Source organism: Microvirga arabica, from assembly GCF_016811235.1.
Lineage (GTDB): Bacteria > Pseudomonadota > Alphaproteobacteria > Rhizobiales > Beijerinckiaceae > Microvirga > Microvirga arabica.
In genome coordinates this window covers 181,377-200,543 of record NZ_JAFBID010000001.1, presented here as the reverse complement: position 1 = coordinate 200,543, position 19,167 = coordinate 181,377, and the positions used below count along the sequence as shown (strand labels likewise).

The window sequence follows — 19,167 nt, the reverse complement described above, 5'->3', positions numbered from 1 at the left end:
GAGATTTCCGGTGAGACGCGCTGTTCTTAGCGCGTCATCGTCAGTTCAGCCTCAGAGCCGTTCAGCCTGCCTGACAAAGCCGCTTCGGCGCCCGAGAGTCGGGCGACAACCTGCCCGCGGGAGAACAGGATGACCTGATTGTCGCGGATGCTCCATCCGTTGACCGTCTTCAGAGCATTATCGGAACAGTTTTGTGCTGAAGCCTTGTAGAGATCGAGCGACGGGACGCTCGAGAGCTGGATGCGGCACGAGGCGGAGCCGACGCTGGCTTTCCACATCCCGGCGTAGGACGATGGGCGCTGGGGTGGCGTGAAGACTCCTGGGGCGCTGGCCTGGACATCAGCGTTGGTTTCGCGTTGCGATGAGGCGAGCTGTTGAGGAGCAGATCCGGACAGGGGTTCAGGGCTTGAGCCGGCATCAAGCGCGGGTCGATCCAAAGGAGGTCCGGGAGGCAGTTCAGGCTCCAGATGGACCTCATAGCCTTTCCGGACGGGGTGCAAAGGCGCGTCCGCCACATGAAGCGGCTCATAAACCGGCTGAACGGCAACCGTGTATGCGGCGACGGGTGGCTTCCCGCCCCAGGGAGCGGAGTATGCAGGGTAGCTCCTTGGAGTGGAGGCGTGCCCCCATGGACCCTGGCGATAGGGGCCGTCTGTCGAGGTGCAGGCTGAGACCATGCCCGCAGCCATGAATACGGCAGCCTTGGAAACTGATTTGCGATTCATGAAGGTAAGCCGCCAGCGCTCAGCCATCAGTGCCGAGCAGCATCGGCGAGGCAGTAAGGGGACCGGAAACGAGGAGGAAGGGGCCTCAGGCGCGCGGAGGAGATCATGCGCGCGAAGGAGGAAAGGTTGAACTCCGACCGCTTGAAGGCCGGATCGAGAAGAACCCTGCTGATCTTTACCCCGATGTAATAATCACCGAAGATGAGCTGGAAGAAGACAGTCACGGCGTCGTGCACGAACTCCATATCGAGGACGACACAGGAGTGATCGTCCCGGCCCGTGCGGACATGGGCGACATGGCCATATGACAGCGTCTCACCCTTGAAGAACAGCTCGGCGGATGAGGTCATCATCTCGTCCATGTTCCCGTGCAGCTGGTTGTCGGCATAGAACCTGATGATATCGGCATCCGCGAGACAGAAGTCGGCGATGACATCCTTGATATTGCAAGCGAGCACCTCTTCGAAAGCATGAATATCCAGATGCTCGCTTGAGGAAGCCACCATGTCTACGGAGCGAAGGCTTCTCATTTCGACCTCGTGAGAATGTAGAACAGGATCTGTGCGACAGCTTTGTAGAAGTCAGGCGGAATCATTCGATCCACTTCAACATGATTGTACATGGATCTTGCCAGAGGCTTGTCTTCGATGACGGGAATGCCGCTCTTCTCTGCGATCTCGCGAATCTTGAGCGCGATGAGGTCCTGTCCCTTGGCAACGACGATCGGCGCGCTTGCTTCACTGCGCTCGTAGCGCAGGGCGATGGCGTAGTGAGTCGGGTTTGCGATGACGAAAGTGGCCTTCGGTACGGCAGCCAGCATACGCTTGCGGCTTCGATCCTGGGCCAGGGAGCGCATGCGCGCCTTGACCATGGGATCGCCTTCCATCTGCTTATATTCCTCCTTCACCTCCTGCTTGGTCATTTTCAAGTCGCTCCGCCACTTGAAGCGGGCCCAGAGCAGATCGGCGGCGACAAGGACGATGGTCGCGATCGCGATGGCGGAGACGAGGCGCATCGCCATGGTCAACATCAGTTCCGGAAGAAGGGACGGATCACTGAACATGGCATTCAAGACCTTATATTGCTCCGATCTCAGGAGCAGGATGCTGACCAGTGTCATCGTTCCGAACTTGAACAACGACTTCAAGAATTCGACGAGACCCTGCCGGCCGAAGATGCGCTTCCAGCCGCCCATGGGAGAGATTCTGTTCCATTGCGGCCTGATTCTCTCCGTCACCATGGACGGCATGTTCTGCATGATCGAGGCAGAGAGGCTGCAGGCAGCCAGGATGACGATGACGGGAATCAGGCACTGTCCAACCTCGATGGCGACAGCCTGGATCAGGGACGCCGCGTCAGCACCCGTCTCAAGGCGGAAATCCTGCGGCCGGTTGATGAAAAGCGACAGTTTCTCCGTAAGCGTTCTGGTATTGCCGCGTACCGCAAAAGCCAGGCCGATCAGGATGCCCAGAATCGAGGCGAAGAGGGGGGCTTCCCTGGAGAAGGGGATATTTCCCTTCTCCACGGCATCGCGGACCTTCTTTTCGGAAGGCGCTTCTGTCTTGCTGTCCTTGTCATCCGTATCAGACATGAACTGAAGCCGATCGGTTAGAAGTAGGCTTCATCCTCGGAATCTGAATTGATGACGATCTCTCCGCGACCGGCCATCTCGAGCGCGAGGTCCGTGATGGTCCGGCGAGCTTCGGCAATATCGCGGTGCGCCGAGGGTTCCTTGCTGTTCAACTCGTGCTCGATCATGCGGCGAACGCGTGACGAGAGAGCGGACAGGACAACCTTGCGGAACTCGTCGTTCGTGCCCTTGAGGGCGAGGACGACGCGATCCGGCGGCACCTGGTCGAACAAGGTCGTGCGATCCTTGGGCGTAAGCTTGACGATATCGTCGAACGTGAAGAGCAGACCCCGGAGGATCTCGGCCGATTTCGGGCGGACGGTCGAGAGGTTCGTCAGGACGTCTTCCATATGATCGCGCTCCATCTTGTTGATGATGTCGGCGATCTTCGCGTGGGTGTCCGCGCCGGCGTTCTTCGAGAAGTTCGCCATGAAGTCCTCATGGAGCGTCTTCTCGATGTTCTTCATAGTCTCGTCCACGATCGGCTTCATGCTGAGCATGCGACGCATGAGGTTGTTCCGCAGCGGCTGAGGCAGCTGGGCCATCACCTTGGCGGCGCAGGAGGGTTTAACCTTGGAGAGGATCAGGGCCGCCGTCTGCGGGTGCTCCTTCATCAGGTAGGAGGCGATGGCGCTTTCCGAGACCGTCGAGATCCGCTCCCAGATGCTTCTGTTGGCGTTCCCGACCACCTCGCTCATGATGCTGGCGATCTGCTCCGGGCTTAGGATTCCCGTCAGCAGCTTCTCGATGTGGGAGGCGCCTCCGATGAGGTCCGCTCCGTCCGTGAAGTTGGAGGCGAACTCCTCCACCAGCTGCTCGATCTGCGTGGGCGAGACAGGGCCTAGCTGAGCGGCCGATTTGGTGACCAGACGGATCTCCTCCTCGCTGAAATGCTTGAGGACCCTACTGGCAGCAGGCTTCCCCATCGCGAAGAGCAGTGTTGCGACACGTTCAGGCCCTTTGAGGACCTTGGAACCATTCGCCTTCATGGGAACTGGTGCGACCATGCGGAAAAGCCACTTCAGCCGTTAAGATCGTTGCTCGGAGGGCCGACGATCTCGGTGAGCGAGATCCCGAAGCGTGAGTTGTCGTCTTCGACAACCACCACCTCGCCGCGGGCAATGATTCTGCCGTTGACGACAACATCAACAGGCTCGCCCACGCGGTGATCGAGAGGAACGATGGCGCCCCTGCCGAGCTTCATCAGGTTGGCGACAGGCATGGTTGCGGACCCGAGAACCACCTGGATCGTGACCGGAATGCGCAGGATCGAGTCCAGATTCCTGCCGCCGCCGAGCTTGTCGTCCTGCGCGGAGATGGCGCTCTCCTGCTGCCAGATGGCCTTGTCCTGGGGCTTGCTGTCGAAGGGATTTGTCATGGAATTTGACCTTACGAATTAAGAGAATTGGAGCGTGGCTGGTTGTGCCGGCCTGCCTCTCGCGTGAGGGTCTCCAGCTGTGCCGCGACCGCCTTGGCCTCCTCGATGCGCGCACCCAGCATCGCGAGTGTCTCTTTGCCCTCAGCCCCGAAGCTCATGACGGCCGTCTGAGCGCCCTTGAGAGCGTCCCCGGTCCTGTCGAAGATCTGCTGATACTCGGCGTGGTACCGGTCGAGCTTCTTGAGCTTCACATACATGACCGCAACCATGATGCTGGTCGTCACGAGAGCCAAGAAGAGGATGATGTTAGCGAGGGAGGACATCGTCGAGGAATTCCTTTTCCTGGTCGATGTGTTCGTCGACCTTGAGAACATAGGTGCCTTCGGACTGGCCGATATTGCACCAGAACAAGCCTTGATTGTTGCCTTCGAGCTTGACCCGGCTGCGCGGCGTCGCCTGCAGCTCAATGACGTCGCCCACTTTCAGATCGGCAATCTCGCCCAGAGAGAGGAAGCGCTCCTCGAGCACCGCCTTGAGCGTCACCTCAGTCTTCTTCACCTCGGTTGCGATCTGCTTCATCCAGCGCGGATCCCGGCCCGAGGATTCGCTGGAGACCACGCGGGAGAGCACCTTGCGCATCGGGTTCAACACCGATTGCGGAATGACGACGAACATCTCGCCGCCGCGGTTCAGCGCCTGGAGCAGGAACTTCGCGGCCACAGCCTGATTGTTCCGGCGCCCGATGACCGCAAAGTCCATGCGGGTTTCGATGCGCTCGAGCTTGAACTTGGTATCGGCGACCAGCGCAAAGGAGGCCTGCAGGGCCTTGGCAACCTGCTCGAACAGCGTCTGCGCCATCCGCAGCTCGATGGTGGAGAAGCCACGGGCTTCCTCAACGGGCGCTTCGGATCCGTCCGATCCGAAGAGCACCTCCACCATCGTGTAGATGAAGTCGCGATCAAACCCGATCAGGATGTGGCTGTCCCACTCGGGGGCGTGGAAGATGCCGGCGACTGCATTGGCCTCGTAGATCTCGAGAATTTCGGTGATCCGTCCGCTCTCGAGGCCGCTGAGAGAGTAGTACATGGGCGAGGCCGCCATGTGGCGCAGATGCTCGGCGCAGCTCGTGGTCATGCGGTCGAAGATGACATGCAACATCGGAAGGCGGTCGAGCGAGAGGCCCGCCGAGTCCAGCAGCATGTCGCGAATGTCGTTGGCGCTCTGTGTTCCGCTCATCGATTAGGCCGCCTCTTTCAACTCTTCGGACCGGCCGCCCGTCGTGGTGGCAGCTTCGACCTCGTCGATGGTCGGGCGGTATTCCACCGAGATGCCCTTGCGGCCATGCTCGACGGCGATCTGCGGCAGAGCGCCGTTCATGTAGGCGATGAGTGCCTGCTTCACGATCACGTAGACGCGGGTCTGCTTCTCGCGGGTCGCCTTGACCTTGTTGGCGAGCGGCGACAGGAACGCATAGGAGATGAAGATGCCCACAAAGGTTCCAACGAGGGCCGAGGCGATCAGGCCGCCAAGAATCGCCGGGGATTGGTCGATGGCGCCCAGCGCCTTCACGATTCCGAGCACGGCGGCCACGATGCCGAGCGCCGGCAGGGCTTCCGAGACGGTGTTGAGAGAATAGTACGGCTTCGTGCGATCGCGCTTGAGGGTTGCGATCTCCTCTTCCATGAGCGCTTCGATCTCGTGAGGCCGGGCATTGCCGATGATGATCAGGCGGGCATAATCGCAGATGAAGAGGGTCAGGTCCTTGTCCTTCAGGACGCTCGGGAACGACTTGAAGATCTCCGATTCCTGGGGCTGGTCGATATGACCCTCGACCTCGTTGCGCGGCCTGTTCTTCAGTTCCCGCATCAGGGCGTAGAGGAGACCGAGAATCGAGAGGTAGTGCTCCCGCTTCGGAACGGTCCCAGAGATCGCCTCACGGGCAGCGCGCCCAGTGTCCTTCACCAGCGACATGGGATTGGCAATGATGAAGGTGCCGATCGCGATGCCGCAGATGATCACGTATTCCCAAGGCTGCCAGATGACAGCCAAATGCCCGCCCATGGCGACATAGCCGCTGACGAGCGAGCCGATGGCAACTGCCAGTCCGATCAAGACGCCCAATGCCTTAGTCCTCTATCGAGATTCAACCTGTTGACGATGTCCTAATCCCGGAGGCTTGCGCGAAGCTGGAACCGCGGGAGCAAGCCTCATGCAAGGCTGCTCGACTACCGATCCTGAATGGATCACCGGGCGTGCCGCGCCACCCGGTGACATCGGTGTCCCACGGGGACGCAGGCTGGAGGAGTTCAGATGCAATCTTCGCTCTATGTGTCGCTGTCCGCTCAAGTGGCCATGGAAAAGCGCCTCAGCACGATTGCGAACAATGTTGCCAATATCAATACGGGCGGCTTTCGCGCGGACGAGGTGAAGTTCGAGGAGATCCTGTCTCTGGCAGCGAAGGAGAACGTCTCCTTTGCATCGTCCGGTCAGAACTTCGTGTCACGGCGCACCGGTCCGGTCGTCAAAACGGACAATCCGCTCGATGTGGCGATCCAGGGAGAGGGCTGGTTCGCTTTCAGCGGGCCCAACGGCCCTGTCTACACCCGGGACGGCCGCTTCAAGATGAACGAGAATGGCGATCTGCTGACGGTGGAGGGCTTTCAGGTTCTTGATGCAGGCGGAGCGCCCATCGCCCTCGACCCGATGGCGGGAATTCCCGTCATCAGCCGGGACGGAACGATCAGCCAGGGGGACAATCAGGTCGGAGCCATCGGCCTCTTCAACCTGAGCCCTGAGTCCAAGCTCACCCGGTATGGAAACTCGGGGGTAATCCCGAACATCCCCGGCGCTGTCGTTCAGGATTTCAATTCGAACGGGATTCAGCAGGGTTTCAGTGAGGGTTCGAACGTCAATCCGGTGCTGGAAATGACCAAGATGATCGCCGTTCAGAGAAGCTTCGAGAGCGCCGCGACGACGATCCAGGAGAGCGAATCGACTCTCATGGATGCGATCAAGACCCTGGGTCCTAGCACCTGATGGCTGCCATGAACGCGCTGCAGTCGCTTGAAGAGTTCGTCCTTACCGAAGGTGGGGCGCGGCGGAAGGTCCGGATCAGCGGCGTCATCAACGAGGTCACGCCAAGCTATTATCGGGTTTCCGGCCTGTCCCAGTTCGTGAAGCTTGGGGATCGAGTCGGGTTCTCGGCTCAGGGCAAGACCGAAATCGGAGAGGTCGTCCGCATCGACAGTGGCGGCGTCACCGTCAAACCCTTCAACGGAAGGATCGAGGCCGGTCTCGGCATGCCGGCCTTCCTTGCCGGGGATATCGGGCTCAGTCCCGATCACAGCTGGCGCGGCAGGGTGATCAATGCCTTGGGAGAGCCTCTGGACGGATTGGGTCCGCTCGTTCCGGGCGCGACAACGGTCCAGAACGATGCCGAACCCCCATCGGCCATGCTGCGCTCCAGGGTCAAGGAACCGCTCAGGACCGGCGTGAAGGCCATCGACCTGTTCACGCCGATCTGCAAGGGGCAGCGCATCGGCATCTTCGCCGGTTCGGGCGTCGGCAAGTCCACCCTCCTGACCATGCTGGCGAAGTGCGACGGATTCGACACGATCGTGGTCGCTCTGGTGGGCGAGCGCGGGCGCGAGGTCCGGGAATTTCTGGAGGGACCGATCCAGGCCAATCTCCACAAGTCGATCATGGTCGTGTCCACCGGCGACGAGAGCCCGATGATGCGTCGTCAGGCACCGAGGACGGCCGTGGCTCTGGCGGAGTATTTCCGCGATTGCGGCGAATCGGTTCTGCTCATCGTCGATTCCGTGACCCGTTATGCCCATGCGGCCCGTGACGTGGCGCTCGCTGCCGGCGAACCCGCCGTCGCACGCGGATATACGCCCAGCGTGTTTAGCGATCTGCCGCGCCTTCTCGAGCGCGCCGGTCCGGGCGAGGAGGGCAAGGGGGCGATCACGGGCATCTTCTCGGTGCTCATCGACGGCGACGACCACAACGACCCGGTGGCCGACAACATCCGTGGAACCCTCGACGGGCATATCGTTCTCGATCGCGCTATCGCCGATCAGGGCCGCTATCCGGCCATCAACGTTCTCGGCTCCATCTCGCGACTGGCCGATCACGTCTGGTCGACCGATCAGAAGGAGCTCGTCCGCCGCCTGCGCAGCCTCATCGCCCGATTCGAGGATACGCGCGATCTCCGGCTCATGGGCGGATACCACCCCGGCAACGATCAGGAGCTGGATCAGGCCGTGGTGCTCGTACCGAAGATCTACGAGGCTCTGCGGCAGGATCCCTCCATGCCGGCCAGCCGCGATGCCTTCATGGATCTGGCCCAGATCCTGAGACAATAGCATGTCCCTTTCAACCCTATTCAAAGCACGGACCAACACAGCCTCGCACAAGCGTCGTGGTGTTTAGTTCGAGCTGAAACCTAGGAGCTATCCATGAGTCTTTATGGCGTTCTTCGTAGCGGCGTCTCTGGCATGAACGCCCAGTCCAACAAGCTGGGGACTGTCGCCGAAAACATCCAGAACTCGAGCACGACCGGATACAAGCGCGCCTCGACGGAGTTCTCGTCGCTCATCCTGCCCTCGAGCGAAGGCAACTATAACTCCGGCTCCGTCACAAGCCGCGTTCGTTACACCATCGCCGACCAGGGCCCCATCGCCTACACGACGTCGGGATCGGACCTGGCGATCTCGGGCAATGGCTTCTTCGTCGTGTCGGATCCGAGCGGCTCTCCCTATCTCACCCGCGCCGGCAACTTCGTCAAAGACGGGCGAACCGGCAACCTGATCAACGCAGCTGGCTTCACCCTGATGGGCTACAAGCTCGGAGCCAACGCGGTCGATCCTTCCCTGAACAGCCTCGACGGTGTCGAGCCGGTCAATATGGCGTCCTTCGGCATGCAGGCGACGGGATCGACGGCGGGAACATTCAAAGGCAATCTTCCCTTCGGCCAGCCTGTTGCAGTCGCGACCGGTGCAGCAACGCCTGCAAGCGCGGCGCCGCCCGTGGCCGGCAGCGTCCTCTTCTCTACTCCCGCCGTGAGCCGTGGCGCGCAGATCGCGTTCAGCGTCGGAGGCGGCGCGAACCAGTACTTTGACGTCACAACACAGAAGACGCCTGCCGAAGTCGCCACAGCCATCAACGCCGCGGTAACCGCCGGCACTCTCACCGGGGTCAACGCTTCCACGAATGCGGCCGGCGACCTGATCCTGACGTCCACCGATCCGGCCTTCTCGACCAATGTGGCGGGCACCTTCACCTCGGTGAGCAAGGCATCGTCGCTCCAGGTTTACGACAAGGTCGGTAACCCGATCAAAATCGACATCGCGCTCTCGAAGATCGATGCCGACACATGGACCATCAGCGTCTTCAATGGCAGCGATCCCGCAGCACCCCTGACAGGAACGACCGCGATGGACCTGAACTTCGATGCGGACGGCAAGCTGACCGGATCGGGCCTGCTGGGCTTCAACATTCCAGGCGGCGAGGCGTTCAGTCTCGACATGAAGGGCATGACTCAGCTCGCCGGCGAATACAATGTCACCGGAAGCTCCAACGGCAATGCACCGTCGGCCGTCAAGGACGTGGAGTTCGCCGCCGATGGCACCGTCTACGCGGTCTATGAGGACGGCACCCGCGTGGGCGCCTATCGGATTCCGCTTGCGACGGTCCCAAGCCCGGACAACCTCAGCCCTCGGGCTGGCAACGTCTATGAAACGACGGCGGCCTCCGGCGGCTATCAGGTCGGATTCCCGGAGATGTCCGGCTTCGGCTCGATCGCTTCGGGAGCCCTGGAAGGGTCGAATGTGGATATTGGCACCGAGCTTACGGCAATGATCGAGGCCCAGACCAGCTACACGGCCAATTCGAAGGTCTTCCAGACCGGGTCGGAACTGCTCGACGTTCTGATGAACCTGAAGCGGTAACCTGCACTCTCTTGCCCCAGGGCCATTGATCCATGTCTTTGTCTGTTGCCTACAACACGGCACGCTCGTCGCTCCAGGCTTCTCAGTCGCAGATGGCGCTCGTGTCGCGCAATACGGCCGGTGCTGCGGACCCGAGCTACTCCCGCAAGATTGGGGCGCTCACCACGACGGGCGGGTTCGCCCGTATCACGGTGCTCCGGGCGAGCGACAGCGCGCTGCTGTCGAAGATGCTGGAGACCACGTCGAGCGCGGCAGCCCAGAAGTCCTTGCTCGAGGGCCTGCAGAAGCTCAGTGCAACCATCGGCGATACGGAGCTCGATCAATCGCCTGCGGCTCGCATGGGTGCGCTGAACAGCGTGCTCCAGCAATATGCGAATGCGCCGGATAATCCTGATCTCGCACAGGCCTTCGTCAAGGCCGCAACGGAGATGGCGACGAGCCTGAACGATGCCACCTCGACGGTTCAGGCCGTTCGTCTGGAAGCCGACGGTCAGATTGCGGATTCGGTTGCGCGCATCAATGACCTTCTTCTCAAATACGAGAAGGCGAACAACCAGGTGATGAGCGGATCGGCCCTCGGAGCCGACGTGAGCGACGCGATGGATCAGCGCGACAGCCTGATCGCGCAGCTGTCCGAGGAGATCGGCATCACGGTCGTACCCCGCGCCGGCAATGATGTCGCGCTCTACACGGACAGCGGCGTTCCGCTCTTTGATCGGTCTCCAAGGACCGTGACCTTCTCGCGGACGACGGTGTTCGGGCCTGCGGTGACGGGAGGGGATGTCCTGATCGACGGGATCCGCGTCACGGGGCCGGGTGCGCCGATGCCGCTGAATTCCGGCAACATCGCGGGCCTGACCCAGTTGCGCGACGATGCGGCCGTCACCTACCAGGGGCAGCTCGACGAGATCGCCCGTACCCTGGTCGAAGCCTTCGCCGAGAAGGACCAGACGGTGCCTGCAAAGGCCGACAGGCCGGGCATCTTCACCTATCCGGCTGCCACAGGCGTGCCGGGAACGCCGGCTCCGACAGGTCTCGCCGGAGTGCTGCGGGTGAACGCTGCGGTCAATCCGGCCGAGGGCGGCAAGTTCGAGTTGATCCGTGACGGCGGAATCAATGGGGCGGACTACACCTACAACCCTGCCGGTGGCGCCAATGCCGCCTTCTCCGGGCGTCTGTCCGGCCTCGTTGATGCCATGTCGGTTCAGCGTCCGATCGACACCGGCCTCGGCTTCGGGCCCCAGGCTTCGCTTCTGAGCCTTGCCTCTTCCTCGGGCAGCTGGCTTGAGGCCACGCGCCAGAGCGCCCACCAGCGGGTCGAGTATCAAACGACCCTTCTCGGCCATGCATCCGAGGCGCTGTCCAACGCCACGGACGTGAACATGGATGACGAGACCGCGCTCATGCTGCAGCTGGAGAAATCCTACTCCGCATCGGCAAAGCTGCTCTCCGTCATCGATCAGATGCTCAAGACACTCCTCAGCGTGGTGGGCTAATCCATGAGAACGACATTCGTCTCGACACTGGCGCTCTGGAATTCGTCAAAGACGTCGCTCGACAAGCTACAGACAGGTCTTGTGAAGGCAAACAAGGAGCTCGTCACCGGGCGCGATTCGGATGTTGGCTTGAAGCTCGGCTACAAGACCGGACAGACCCTGTCTCTACGTCAGGATCGCGCCGAGATCGATGCCTTGATCGACAGCAACGCCTCGATTCTGCTCAGGATGAAGTCGAGCACGACGGCCCTCGATCAGGTCCGGTCCACCGGCGACAAGTTCATGGATGCGCTCATCGCGACGCCGCTGAGTTCGTCCAGCATCCCGACGCTGATGTACCAGGCGAAAGCCAACCTCCAGAACCTGATCTCGTCCATGAACAGCAATGTGGGCGGACAGTACATCTTCGGGGGCATCAACTCCCAGGAGAAGCCGGTCAACGACTACGCGGGCGGAACGCCCTCCCTGCGCGCGGATGTCAGCATGCCCGTATCGGGCTTGTCACCCGGCGATGTCATCAGGTTCAGTGTCGGTGGCGCTCCGGATCAGGTGTTCAGCGTCACAGCGGAGACCACCGTCGACGACCTTGTCGTGTCGATCAATGCCGCGGTCACCGCCAGCACTCTCAGCGGAGTGGAGGCGTCGCGCGATCCTGTGACCGGCAATCTCGTTCTGAAATCGACCGATCTGACGGGCAAGACCGACGTGACCGGCTCCTTTACGGATATGGACGGCACGGCGATTCCTGTCGAGGGTTCCGTCACGCGCAGCCCACAAGCGGCCGTCGCCTCGGCGTTCAGGTCAACCTTCGGCTTTGGGATCGATGATGCTGCTGTATCGACGATCACGCCGGACGACATGAATGCCTTTCTGAACGGTCCTTTCGCGTCGCTGTTCGAGGGAGCCAACTGGCAGGACTGGTCGAATGCATCGAGCCAGAACATCCAGAGCAAAATCTCCGTGACGGAAAAGGTCGAGGCATCCACGAACGCCAATGGCCTGGGCATCCAGAAGATGTCGATGGCCTATACGATGATCTTCGACCTCGGTCTCGACCGCCTCGGTGAGAAAACAAGGGAAGCGCTCGTCAACAAGGCGATTGCAACCTTCTCTGAAGCCACCACGGGCGTGACCACCATGCAGTCCAAGCTTGGGGCCGTTCAGGAGAAGGTGGAGGACGCTGATGAGCGGATGAGCCTGCAGAAGGATATTCTCGATGCGAAGATCATCCATCTGGAGGCGGTCGATCCGGCCGAGGCGAAGATCAGGGTCGATCGTCTGATGACGCAGATCCAGACGTCCTACTCCCTGACGGCGCAGCTCAGGACCATGAGCCTGATCAACTATTTGTAATGGGTGGAGTGAAGTATGTACCGTTTCTCCTACGCCGAAGTCATTGAGGACTCCTCCAGAGATTGCCGCGACCGCGAATACCAGCTTTTCGACCGTGCCATCACCATGATGAGGACGGCGAACGGAAAGCCGTCCCAGTCCCTGGAAATGATTGAGGCCATCGTCTTCGTCCAGCGTCTCTGGACCTTCCTGATCAAGGATATCGGCCATCCCGAAAACGGTCTGCCGGACAAGCTGAAGGGACAGCTCATCTCCATCGGTCTCTGGGTCATGCGCGAGTCGGACCGCGTGGTCAGAGGTGAACACAACAATCTCGAAGCTCTGATCGATATCAATGCCATGATCCAGGAAGGCTTGAAATGAAAGCGAAGATGCGGTTCTCCCTCAAGGCGGGCGAGCGAATTTTCATCAATGGCGCGGTTCTCACGGTGAGCCAAAAGGTCACCTTGAGCCTCCTCAACGAGGCGCGGTTCCTCCTGGAGAGCCACGTGCTTCAGGTCTCGGAAGCGACCACGCCCATGCGCCAGCTCTACTTCGTCGCGCAGTCGATCCTGATCAATCCTCAGGAAGCCGATAAGGTAATGGGCGCCTTCCGCAAGCTGTACGATTCGGTTCTGCAGACCGCAGCGGACGAACCCACGAAGGAGGCGCTTCGCCGGGTCGGCGATCTGGTCGAATCGAATCGAATCTTCGAAGCCCTGAAGGTTATCCGGACCCTGTTCGAGCCGGAGGCCCGTCCCGTCGTCCCGCCCACCGCAGCGGTTCAGGCCGCCTAACCGGGAGCCCAGTGATGAACGTAACCTCCGTTGCCTCGCCGATTTCAAGCCGGCCGGCTGCAACCGGCCAATCGACCGCCACCGCAACATACGACAATTTCCTGAAGCTCCTGATGGCCCAGATGAAGAATCAGGACCCGACCGAGCCCATGAAGTCCACCGAGTACATGGCCCAGCTCGCCACCTTCTCCCAAGTGGAGCAGACGGTGCAGAGCAACGCCAAGCTCGATGCGCTCCTCGCGTCGTCGGCTCTGTCCCAGGCTGACGGCGTCATCGGCCGCACCGTGACGACGGCGGACGGCAAGATCTCCGGTCAGGTGGACTCGGTGATCATCACCAATGAGGGAGCCGTCGCCAAGCTCAAGAGCGGCGACAACGTCCTGCTTGGTCCGGGCATCGTGGTGAGCTGACATGAACGAGGTCGATGCCCTGGAACTGGTCCGCGCCGCGATTTGGACCGTCATCATCGGAGCCGGACCGGCCGTGGCCGCCGCGATGGTCATCGGCATCGCCATCGCCTTGGTTCAGGCGCTGACCCAAATCCAGGAAGTCACCCTCACGTTCATCCCGAAGATCATCGCGATCCTCGTCGTTGCGCTGGTGACGGGATCCTTCGTGGGCTCGCAGATCTTCGCGTTCACGGAACTGGTATACGGCCGGATTGTAACAGGGTTCTAGCGAGGATTGACAGCCTTCCGTCGTGGAGAAAAGCAATAAGCCTCCGGTTCAGGGAGGCTTGCGACCTCCGCGCAAGCTTCGTAGTGCATCTGTCAGGCTCAACGTTTGATCGGTGAGCTGACAGGAACATGGAAGTAGTTCAAACTACAGCGCTGAGCCGCAGCAGGGACTTGGCTTTCGCCGGCGGTGTGGTGGCCATTCTGGCCATTCTCTTCCTGCCGATTCCGCCTCTGCTTATTGACATGGGTCTCGCCCTCTCGGTCGCCATGTCCGTGCTGATCCTGATGGTGGCTCTCTGGATTCAGAAGCCTCTCGAATTCTCGGCCTTCCCGACGGTCCTTCTCATTGCAACTTTGTTGCGTCTGGCCCTGAGCATCGCGTCGACCCGCCTGATCTTGTCCGACGGCCACAAAGGTGTCGATGCGGCCGGGCACGTGATCAGCGGCTTCTCCCAATTTGTGATGAGCGGCGATTTCGTCATCGGTATCGTTGTCTTCATCATCCTGATCACCGTCAACTTCCTGGTCATCACCAAGGGTGCCACCCGTATCGCGGAGGTCGGCGCCCGCTTCACTCTCGATGCCATCCCCGGCAAGCAAATGGCCATCGATGCGGATCTGTCCGCCGGCCTCATCGACGAGAAGGAGGCCCAGAGGCGGCGGCGGGAGCTTGAAGAGGAAAGCGCATTCTTCGGCTCGATGGACGGCGCTTCAAAGTTCGTCCGCGGCGAGGCCATCGCGAGCCTGATCACGATCGCGGTTAACATCTTCGGCGGAATCATCATCGGCGTGACCCGGCACGGCATGGAGCTCGCCAAGGCCGCCGACGTATTCACGCAGCTCTCCGTAGGTGACGGACTCGTCAGTCAGATCCCGGCCCTGGTGGTGTCCCTTGCTGCCGGCCTTCTGGTCTCGAAAGGCGGCACGCGCGGTCAGGCGCAGCAAGCGGTTCTCGATCAGCTGGGAGCCTACCCTCGGGCCTTGATGGTGGCGTCCGCCCTGATGTTCGTGTTCGCCATCATGCCAGGGTTGCCCATGATTCCCTTCCTGCTGCTGGGCGGCTGCATGGCCTTCATCGCCTATGCTATCCCGAGGCAACGGGCTGATCAGGAGGCGAAGACCAAAGCCAAAGTGGCCGAAGAGCAGCAGAAAAACCTGCTGGAATCACGGGATTCGGTGAAGGAATCTCTGAAGCTTGCGGAGATCGAGGTGTGTCTTGGCAAGCATCTTGCATCGTATCTTGCAAGCTCGCATGGCGATCTCGCGCATCGCGTGAGCAAGATGCGCAAGAAGTTTGCGCAGGATTACGGCTTTGTGCTCCCGGACGTGAAGCTCTCCGACAGCCTGATGATCCCGCCGAAGAGCTACCAGATCAAGATTCACGGCACGGTGGTGGCAACGCAGGAGATCCGCCCGGGCGATCTTCTCGTCGTGCTCGGTGACGGCCCGATGCCGGATGTACCTGGCGATGAGGTGCGCGAGCCGGCGTTCGGGATGAAGTCCCTTTGGATCTCCGATGTCTATGTAGGCGAGATCAAGCGGCAGGGCTTTACGGCAGTCGACGGGGCATCGGTCCTCCTCACGCATCTGAGCGAGGTGATCCGCAACAATCTTCCGCAGCTTCTCTCCTACAAGGACGTCCGCAATCTTCTGGACAGCCTGGACAGCGAGTACAAGCGGCTGCTTGACGATATCTGCCCCTCGCAGATCTCCTATTCGGGTCTCCAGGCCGTGCTGAAGCTCCTGCTGGCGGAGCGGGTCTCGATCCGCAACCTGAGCCTCATCCTTGAGGCGATTGCCGAGATCGCTCCGCATGCGCGGCGGGCCGAGCAGCTGGTGGAGCATGTGCGGGTGCGCATCGCCCAGCAGATCTGCGGCGATCTGGCAGAAGGAGGCGCGCTCAACGTGCTGCGTCTCGGCAACAAGTGGGACATTGCCTTCCATCAAAGCCTGAAGCGGGATGCAAAAGGCGACGTGGTCGAGTTCGACATCGATCCGCGCCTCGTAGAGCAGTTCGGCACCGAGGCTTCCGATGCAATCAAGACCCGCATGGGGCAGGTCCAGAGCTTCGCCATCGTGACGGCTCCGGACGCCCGTCCTTACGTGCGGATGATCATCGAACGCATGTTCTCCTCGCTGCCCGTCCTGTCGCACCTGGAGATTGCGCGCGGTGTGGAGGTCAACTCCCTCGGGACGATCTCGTGACGCAGGCGATGGCCGAGCTCCTGCTCGGGATCTTCCTGATTTTCTGCCGGGTTGGGGGCTGCCTGCTCATTGCCCCCGGTTTCTCGAGCTTCAGGATCCCGCTGCAGGTTCGCCTGTTCATTGCCCTGACCACAAGTCTCGCCCTGGCCCCCGTTCTTTTGACGAAGCTGAGCGGTGAGGTGGCAGCGCTTGTACCGGCCACCATGCTCGTCCTCATCGGATCCGAGTTGTTGACCGGCCTTCTGATCGGGCTGCTGGGGCGGGTCTACTTTCTGGCCCTCCAGACGATGCTGAGCGGAGTCGCCATGGCGTTGGGTCTCGGCGGCATGCCCGGCACGCCTATCGACGAGTCCGAGCCCCTTCCGCCGATCAGCTCCTTCATCATGATGGCGGCAACTGCAATCCTGTTCTTCTCCGACCTGCACTGGGAGCTCTACCGCGGCATCGTCGAGTCCTATTCCCGACTGCCGATGGGGGTCGGCTTCGGAGCGCGTTTGTCGCTGACACAACTGGTCGACCAGATCGCCGCGGCTTTCGTCCTGGCCCTCAGGATCAGCAGTCCGTTCATCCTGTATTCGGTGATCGTCAATTTGGCTGTGGGGTTGACCAACAAGCTGACGCCGCAGATCCCGGTCTACTTTCTAGCAACACCTTTCATCATGCTCGGGGGGCTGTTCATCATGTACTTCGCGGCTCAGGACTATGTTCTCCTCTTCATGGATGCCTTCTCCGCCTGGCTTCGAAACGGGTAGACGAAATGAAACAGCGCATTCGCAAGATCGACCGTATTCTGAAGGTCCAGGAGCGCCTCAAGCAGGAGGCGGAGCTGAAGGTCTCGCTCCTTGAGAGGGAAGCAGCGGAGCTGAGAACCGCCCAAGAGATGATCATCCATTCGATGAACGACCACGAAACGCTTCACGGGTTGTTCGTGGATGTGGCCGCCAAGCGACTGCAGGCTTTGTCGACACAGGAAGGTCACGTTGAGAAGGCCAAGATCAGGCAGAAGGCGATCGCTCTCGAGAAAGCCATGCAGGCGAAGCGAACGGAGAAGATGCTGACGAACCTGAGAGATCAGAACCGGCGTGAAACGGAGAAGAAGGATCTCGCCTCGATTCTTGAGACCTTGGCGAAGGGCGGCAGCGCAAGCTTCCCGTAAGCTAGCCGATGTAGACAAGACGGAACGCAAGAAACGAGAGTGATGCGATGGCGATTAGCCCGCCCTCAGATATTATCAGCGACGTCGCGAGAGCCGCCGACCCGGCCCGCCTTCAGGCCGCATCCCGAAAGCTCATGGAAGGCGCCTCGCCTGCCGAAGGAGCAAGCTTCGACGACGCTGTCAAGGAAGCTGCGGACAAGCCCCTCATGATGCCCGGGGCTGATATCTATTCCATCCGCAACTCGCTCCGCAACGACGCCGAGACGGCGAATGCCGACAAGGTGCGGAAAGCCCACCAGGAATTCGAGGCCTACATCCTGCAGACCTTCGTCGAGTCGATGCTGCCCAAGAATGCGGAGAATACCTACGGCAAGGGCAATGCGGGCTCGATCTGGAAATCCATGCTGGCAGAACAGATCGGCGGGCAATTGTCGAAGGCCGGCGGGATCGGAATTGTCGACAGGCTGCTCAACGCCCGCAAGCAGGGTCCTTCCGCTGCCGCACCGCAGATGCCGAGCCAGCCCGTGAGCGACCTACTCGGCAAGGTGTAGCCTCAGTCGCGCGAAACCATTCGAACAAAGGAACATGCCCATGCTGATGAAATCGCTGGACCGTCTCGAAGAGGCGCTCGACATGGAGACTTCGGCGCTCATGGCGCGGGATCTATCCAACCTGGATGAGTTCAACCGCCGCAAGAGCCAGTGCCTTCTCGAGATCAGCCGCATCGTGCGCACGGCCGAGATCAGCGCGCTGGATCCCAAGGCGACCAAGCGCCTTCAGAATCTGCAGGGCAAGATCGAGCGGAACCAGGACATTCTCCGGCGCCACATGCATGCCGTTCAGGAGGTCGCAAGCATCATCTCGAACGCCATCCAGAAGGCTGAGTCCGACAGCACCTATTCGGCTCATGTGGCCAAGTCGGGTTACGGCGCATGATCAAGAACGTGATCGCGGGTTTCTGGGTTTGCGCCGTCACGCTGGCCTCGTGCTATGCGGCGGTGACGTGGATCGTCGGAAAGGCGCCTGTCGAGGACAAGGGAAGTTATGAGGGGCTGCAGTACAAGAAGCTGCCGGCCATGAACATTCCTGTCATCGCCGAGGGAGCTGTCCAGGGATACGTGGTTGCCAACCTGGTCTTCACGGCCGATGCCAAGACGTTGCGGGAGATTTCAATTCCACCGGAAGCCTTCATTCAGGACGAGGTCTTCCGATACGTCTATGCCGACGAGAGCCTCGATTTCAGGAAGCTGTCCCGCTACAACGTCAACGGGATGATCGGCAATGTTCGCGACAGAATCAACAAGCGCCTGGGTGCCGAGATCGTCAAGGAAATTCTGGTCGAAAATTTCAACTTCGTCGACAAGTCCGCCATTCGCTCCTAATCGAAACAGGCCTCTCCAAAGTCCTGACTGTCCAGGGACAGGAATTATTTTAATGAGTTATTGCTTGATCATTGACGACTCCCGCGTCATCCGGAAAGTCTCCCGCGAGATTGCGGAAGGATTGTCCTTGCGCGTGGCCGAGGCAGAGAACGGCGAGGTGGGGCTCCAGGCTTGCCGGGCAGAGATGCCGGACGTCATCCTCCTGGACTGGAACATGCCCGTCATGGACGGATACAGCTTCCTCAAGCATCTGCGTGCAACGCCGGAGGGGCAGGCTCCAAAGGTTGTGTTCTGCACGACGGAGAACGATCTCGATCATATCACGCGTGCGTTGGACGCCGGGGCGAACGAGTACATCATGAAGCCGTTCGACCGGGACATCCTCGCAGCCAAGTTCCAGGAACTCGGCGTCCTTCCCGTCTCCCACTCAGCGTGACC

The 19,167-nt window shown here is 60.7% G+C and carries 24 protein-coding genes; 16 read left to right on the top strand and 8 right to left on the bottom strand.

The window, feature by feature from the left end; genetic code table 11:
• Positions 1–26 precede the first annotated feature (26 nt).
• The 8 genes from JQC81_RS00995 to motA are packed head-to-tail and all read right to left on the bottom strand — an operon-like array spanning position 27 to position 5,854.
• Positions 27–725, bottom strand: coding sequence for an AprI/Inh family metalloprotease inhibitor (locus JQC81_RS00995; protein WP_203269848.1), 699 nt, complete (start codon positions 723–725; stop codon positions 27–29).
• 26 nt (positions 726–751) lie between these two features.
• Positions 752–1,255 (bottom strand): BspJ family T4SS effector nucleomodulin, encoded by a 504-nt coding sequence (locus JQC81_RS00990; protein ID WP_203269847.1) that lies wholly within the window; start codon positions 1,253–1,255, stop codon positions 752–754.
• On the bottom strand, positions 1,252–2,316 hold the full coding sequence (flhB, locus tag JQC81_RS00985; RefSeq protein WP_203269846.1) for a flagellar biosynthesis protein FlhB: 1,065 nt from the start codon (positions 2,314–2,316) through the stop codon (positions 1,252–1,254). The genes JQC81_RS00990 and flhB overlap by 4 nt, the downstream gene beginning before the upstream one ends.
• Positions 2,317–2,333: 17 nt before the next feature.
• Entirely contained in the window at positions 2,334–3,362 is a 1,029-nt protein-coding gene (locus JQC81_RS00980; RefSeq protein ID WP_246520103.1) for a flagellar motor switch protein FliG, read from the bottom strand.
• A 14-nt stretch (positions 3,363–3,376) separates the two neighbouring features.
• The gene (gene fliN, locus JQC81_RS00975; RefSeq protein ID WP_210347035.1) at positions 3,377–3,733 is read right to left on the bottom strand and encodes a flagellar motor switch protein FliN; all 357 of its coding nucleotides are present in this window, start codon (positions 3,731–3,733) and stop codon (positions 3,377–3,379) included.
• Positions 3,734–3,744: 11 nt separating this feature from the next.
• Positions 3,745–4,056, bottom strand: coding sequence for a hypothetical protein (locus tag JQC81_RS00970; RefSeq protein ID WP_203269845.1), 312 nt, complete (start codon positions 4,054–4,056; stop codon positions 3,745–3,747).
• The gene (locus tag JQC81_RS00965; protein ID WP_203269844.1) at positions 4,040–4,969 is read right to left on the bottom strand and encodes a flagellar motor switch protein FliM; all 930 of its coding nucleotides are present in this window, start codon (positions 4,967–4,969) and stop codon (positions 4,040–4,042) included. The genes JQC81_RS00970 and JQC81_RS00965 overlap by 17 nt, the downstream gene beginning before the upstream one ends.
• 3 nt (positions 4,970–4,972) lie before the next feature.
• The gene (gene motA, locus JQC81_RS00960; RefSeq protein WP_203269843.1) at positions 4,973–5,854 is read right to left on the bottom strand and encodes a flagellar motor stator protein MotA; all 882 of its coding nucleotides are present in this window, start codon (positions 5,852–5,854) and stop codon (positions 4,973–4,975) included.
• Between the two features lie 189 nt (positions 5,855–6,043).
• Here motA and flgF point away from each other — a divergent pair, with 189 nt between their 5' ends.
• The 16 genes from flgF to JQC81_RS00880 all read left to right on the top strand — a co-directional run bounded on the left by flgF (position 6,044) and on the right by JQC81_RS00880 (position 19,165).
• Entirely contained in the window at positions 6,044–6,769 is a 726-nt protein-coding gene (flgF, locus tag JQC81_RS00955; protein WP_203269842.1) for a flagellar basal-body rod protein FlgF, read from the top strand.
• 8 nt (positions 6,770–6,777) lie between these two features.
• Positions 6,778–8,100: a flagellar protein export ATPase FliI gene (gene fliI / locus JQC81_RS00950; protein WP_203269841.1), complete on the top strand. Its 1,323-nt coding sequence runs from the start codon at positions 6,778–6,780 to the stop codon at positions 8,098–8,100.
• A gap of 93 nt (positions 8,101–8,193) precedes the next feature.
• Positions 8,194–9,684, top strand: a complete 1,491-nt coding sequence (locus JQC81_RS00945; protein WP_203269840.1) for a flagellar hook protein FlgE — start codon at positions 8,194–8,196, stop codon at positions 9,682–9,684.
• Positions 9,685–9,716: 32 nt separating this feature from the next.
• Complete coding sequence (gene flgK / locus JQC81_RS00940; protein ID WP_203269839.1) at positions 9,717–11,180, top strand: flagellar hook-associated protein FlgK; 1,464 nt, start codon at positions 9,717–9,719, stop codon at positions 11,178–11,180.
• Between the two features lie 3 nt (positions 11,181–11,183).
• Positions 11,184–12,533 carry a flagellin gene (locus JQC81_RS00935; RefSeq protein WP_203269838.1) on the top strand — a complete coding sequence of 450 codons (1,350 nt, stop codon included), beginning with the start codon at positions 11,184–11,186 and terminating at the stop codon, positions 12,531–12,533.
• A gap of 15 nt (positions 12,534–12,548) precedes the next feature.
• Positions 12,549–12,896 (top strand): flagellar biosynthesis regulator FlaF, encoded by a 348-nt coding sequence (gene flaF / locus JQC81_RS00930; protein ID WP_203269837.1) that lies wholly within the window; start codon positions 12,549–12,551, stop codon positions 12,894–12,896.
• On the top strand, positions 12,893–13,309 hold the full coding sequence (flbT, locus tag JQC81_RS00925) for a flagellar biosynthesis repressor FlbT (protein WP_203269836.1): 417 nt from the start codon (positions 12,893–12,895) through the stop codon (positions 13,307–13,309). Before flaF ends, flbT begins: the two co-directional genes overlap by 4 nt.
• A 14-nt stretch (positions 13,310–13,323) precedes the next feature.
• On the top strand, positions 13,324–13,719 hold the full coding sequence (flgD, locus tag JQC81_RS00920; RefSeq protein ID WP_203269835.1) for a flagellar hook assembly protein FlgD: 396 nt from the start codon (positions 13,324–13,326) through the stop codon (positions 13,717–13,719).
• Position 13,720: 1 nt separating this feature from the next.
• Positions 13,721–13,987 (top strand): flagellar biosynthetic protein FliQ, encoded by a 267-nt coding sequence (locus JQC81_RS00915; protein ID WP_203269834.1) that lies wholly within the window; start codon positions 13,721–13,723, stop codon positions 13,985–13,987.
• Positions 13,988–14,115: 128 nt separating this feature from the next.
• Positions 14,116–16,191: a flagellar biosynthesis protein FlhA gene (flhA, locus tag JQC81_RS00910; protein WP_203269833.1), complete on the top strand. Its 2,076-nt coding sequence runs from the start codon at positions 14,116–14,118 to the stop codon at positions 16,189–16,191.
• Positions 16,188–16,943 carry a flagellar biosynthesis protein FliR gene (gene fliR / locus JQC81_RS00905; RefSeq protein WP_376772354.1) on the top strand — a complete coding sequence of 252 codons (756 nt, stop codon included), beginning with the start codon at positions 16,188–16,190 and terminating at the stop codon, positions 16,941–16,943. Before flhA ends, fliR begins: the two co-directional genes overlap by 4 nt.
• 5 nt (positions 16,944–16,948) lie before the next feature.
• Positions 16,949–17,347, top strand: a complete 399-nt coding sequence (locus tag JQC81_RS00900) for a hypothetical protein (RefSeq protein ID WP_203269832.1) — start codon at positions 16,949–16,951, stop codon at positions 17,345–17,347.
• A 47-nt stretch (positions 17,348–17,394) separates the two neighbouring features.
• Positions 17,395–17,898, top strand: coding sequence for a rod-binding protein (locus JQC81_RS00895; RefSeq protein ID WP_203269831.1), 504 nt, complete (start codon positions 17,395–17,397; stop codon positions 17,896–17,898).
• 40 nt (positions 17,899–17,938) lie between these two features.
• Complete coding sequence (locus JQC81_RS00890) at positions 17,939–18,283, top strand: magnesium transporter CorA family protein (protein WP_203269830.1); 345 nt, start codon at positions 17,939–17,941, stop codon at positions 18,281–18,283.
• Positions 18,280–18,729 (top strand): hypothetical protein, encoded by a 450-nt coding sequence (locus tag JQC81_RS00885; RefSeq protein ID WP_203269829.1) that lies wholly within the window; start codon positions 18,280–18,282, stop codon positions 18,727–18,729. The genes JQC81_RS00890 and JQC81_RS00885 overlap by 4 nt, the downstream gene beginning before the upstream one ends.
• Before the next feature lie 52 nt (positions 18,730–18,781).
• On the top strand, positions 18,782–19,165 hold the full coding sequence (locus JQC81_RS00880; protein WP_203269828.1) for a response regulator: 384 nt from the start codon (positions 18,782–18,784) through the stop codon (positions 19,163–19,165).
• The last annotated feature ends 2 nt before the right edge of the window (positions 19,166–19,167 follow it).

Bases quoted from the DNA above. Each gene is read 5' to 3' on its own strand.
- JQC81_RS00995 (WP_203269848.1), bottom strand. From the start codon at position 725: ATGAATCGCAAATCAGTTTCCAAGGCTGCCGTATTCATGGCTGCGGGC.
- JQC81_RS00990 (WP_203269847.1), bottom strand. From the start codon at position 1,255: ATGAGAAGCCTTCGCTCCGTAGACATGGTGGCTTCCTCAAGCGAGCAT.
- flhB (WP_203269846.1), bottom strand. From the start codon at position 2,316: ATGTCTGATACGGATGACAAGGACAGCAAGACAGAAGCGCCTTCCGAA.
- JQC81_RS00980 (WP_246520103.1), bottom strand. From the start codon at position 3,362: ATGGTCGCACCAGTTCCCATGAAGGCGAATGGTTCCAAGGTCCTCAAA.
- fliN (WP_210347035.1), bottom strand. From the start codon at position 3,733: ATGACAAATCCCTTCGACAGCAAGCCCCAGGACAAGGCCATCTGGCAG.
- JQC81_RS00970 (WP_203269845.1), bottom strand. From the start codon at position 4,056: ATGTCCTCCCTCGCTAACATCATCCTCTTCTTGGCTCTCGTGACGACC.
- JQC81_RS00965 (WP_203269844.1), bottom strand. From the start codon at position 4,969: ATGAGCGGAACACAGAGCGCCAACGACATTCGCGACATGCTGCTGGAC.
- flgF (WP_203269842.1), top strand. From the start codon at position 6,044: ATGCAATCTTCGCTCTATGTGTCGCTGTCCGCTCAAGTGGCCATGGAA.
- fliI (WP_203269841.1), top strand. From the start codon at position 6,778: ATGAACGCGCTGCAGTCGCTTGAAGAGTTCGTCCTTACCGAAGGTGGG.
- JQC81_RS00945 (WP_203269840.1), top strand. From the start codon at position 8,194: ATGAGTCTTTATGGCGTTCTTCGTAGCGGCGTCTCTGGCATGAACGCC.
- flgK (WP_203269839.1), top strand. From the start codon at position 9,717: ATGTCTTTGTCTGTTGCCTACAACACGGCACGCTCGTCGCTCCAGGCT.
- JQC81_RS00935 (WP_203269838.1), top strand. From the start codon at position 11,184: ATGAGAACGACATTCGTCTCGACACTGGCGCTCTGGAATTCGTCAAAG.
- flaF (WP_203269837.1), top strand. From the start codon at position 12,549: ATGTACCGTTTCTCCTACGCCGAAGTCATTGAGGACTCCTCCAGAGAT.
- flbT (WP_203269836.1), top strand. From the start codon at position 12,893: ATGAAAGCGAAGATGCGGTTCTCCCTCAAGGCGGGCGAGCGAATTTTC.
- flgD (WP_203269835.1), top strand. From the start codon at position 13,324: ATGAACGTAACCTCCGTTGCCTCGCCGATTTCAAGCCGGCCGGCTGCA.
- JQC81_RS00915 (WP_203269834.1), top strand. From the start codon at position 13,721: ATGAACGAGGTCGATGCCCTGGAACTGGTCCGCGCCGCGATTTGGACC.
- flhA (WP_203269833.1), top strand. From the start codon at position 14,116: ATGGAAGTAGTTCAAACTACAGCGCTGAGCCGCAGCAGGGACTTGGCT.
- JQC81_RS00900 (WP_203269832.1), top strand. From the start codon at position 16,949: ATGAAACAGCGCATTCGCAAGATCGACCGTATTCTGAAGGTCCAGGAG.
- JQC81_RS00895 (WP_203269831.1), top strand. From the start codon at position 17,395: ATGGCGATTAGCCCGCCCTCAGATATTATCAGCGACGTCGCGAGAGCC.
- JQC81_RS00890 (WP_203269830.1), top strand. From the start codon at position 17,939: ATGCTGATGAAATCGCTGGACCGTCTCGAAGAGGCGCTCGACATGGAG.
- JQC81_RS00885 (WP_203269829.1), top strand. From the start codon at position 18,280: ATGATCAAGAACGTGATCGCGGGTTTCTGGGTTTGCGCCGTCACGCTG.
- JQC81_RS00880 (WP_203269828.1), top strand. From the start codon at position 18,782: ATGAGTTATTGCTTGATCATTGACGACTCCCGCGTCATCCGGAAAGTC.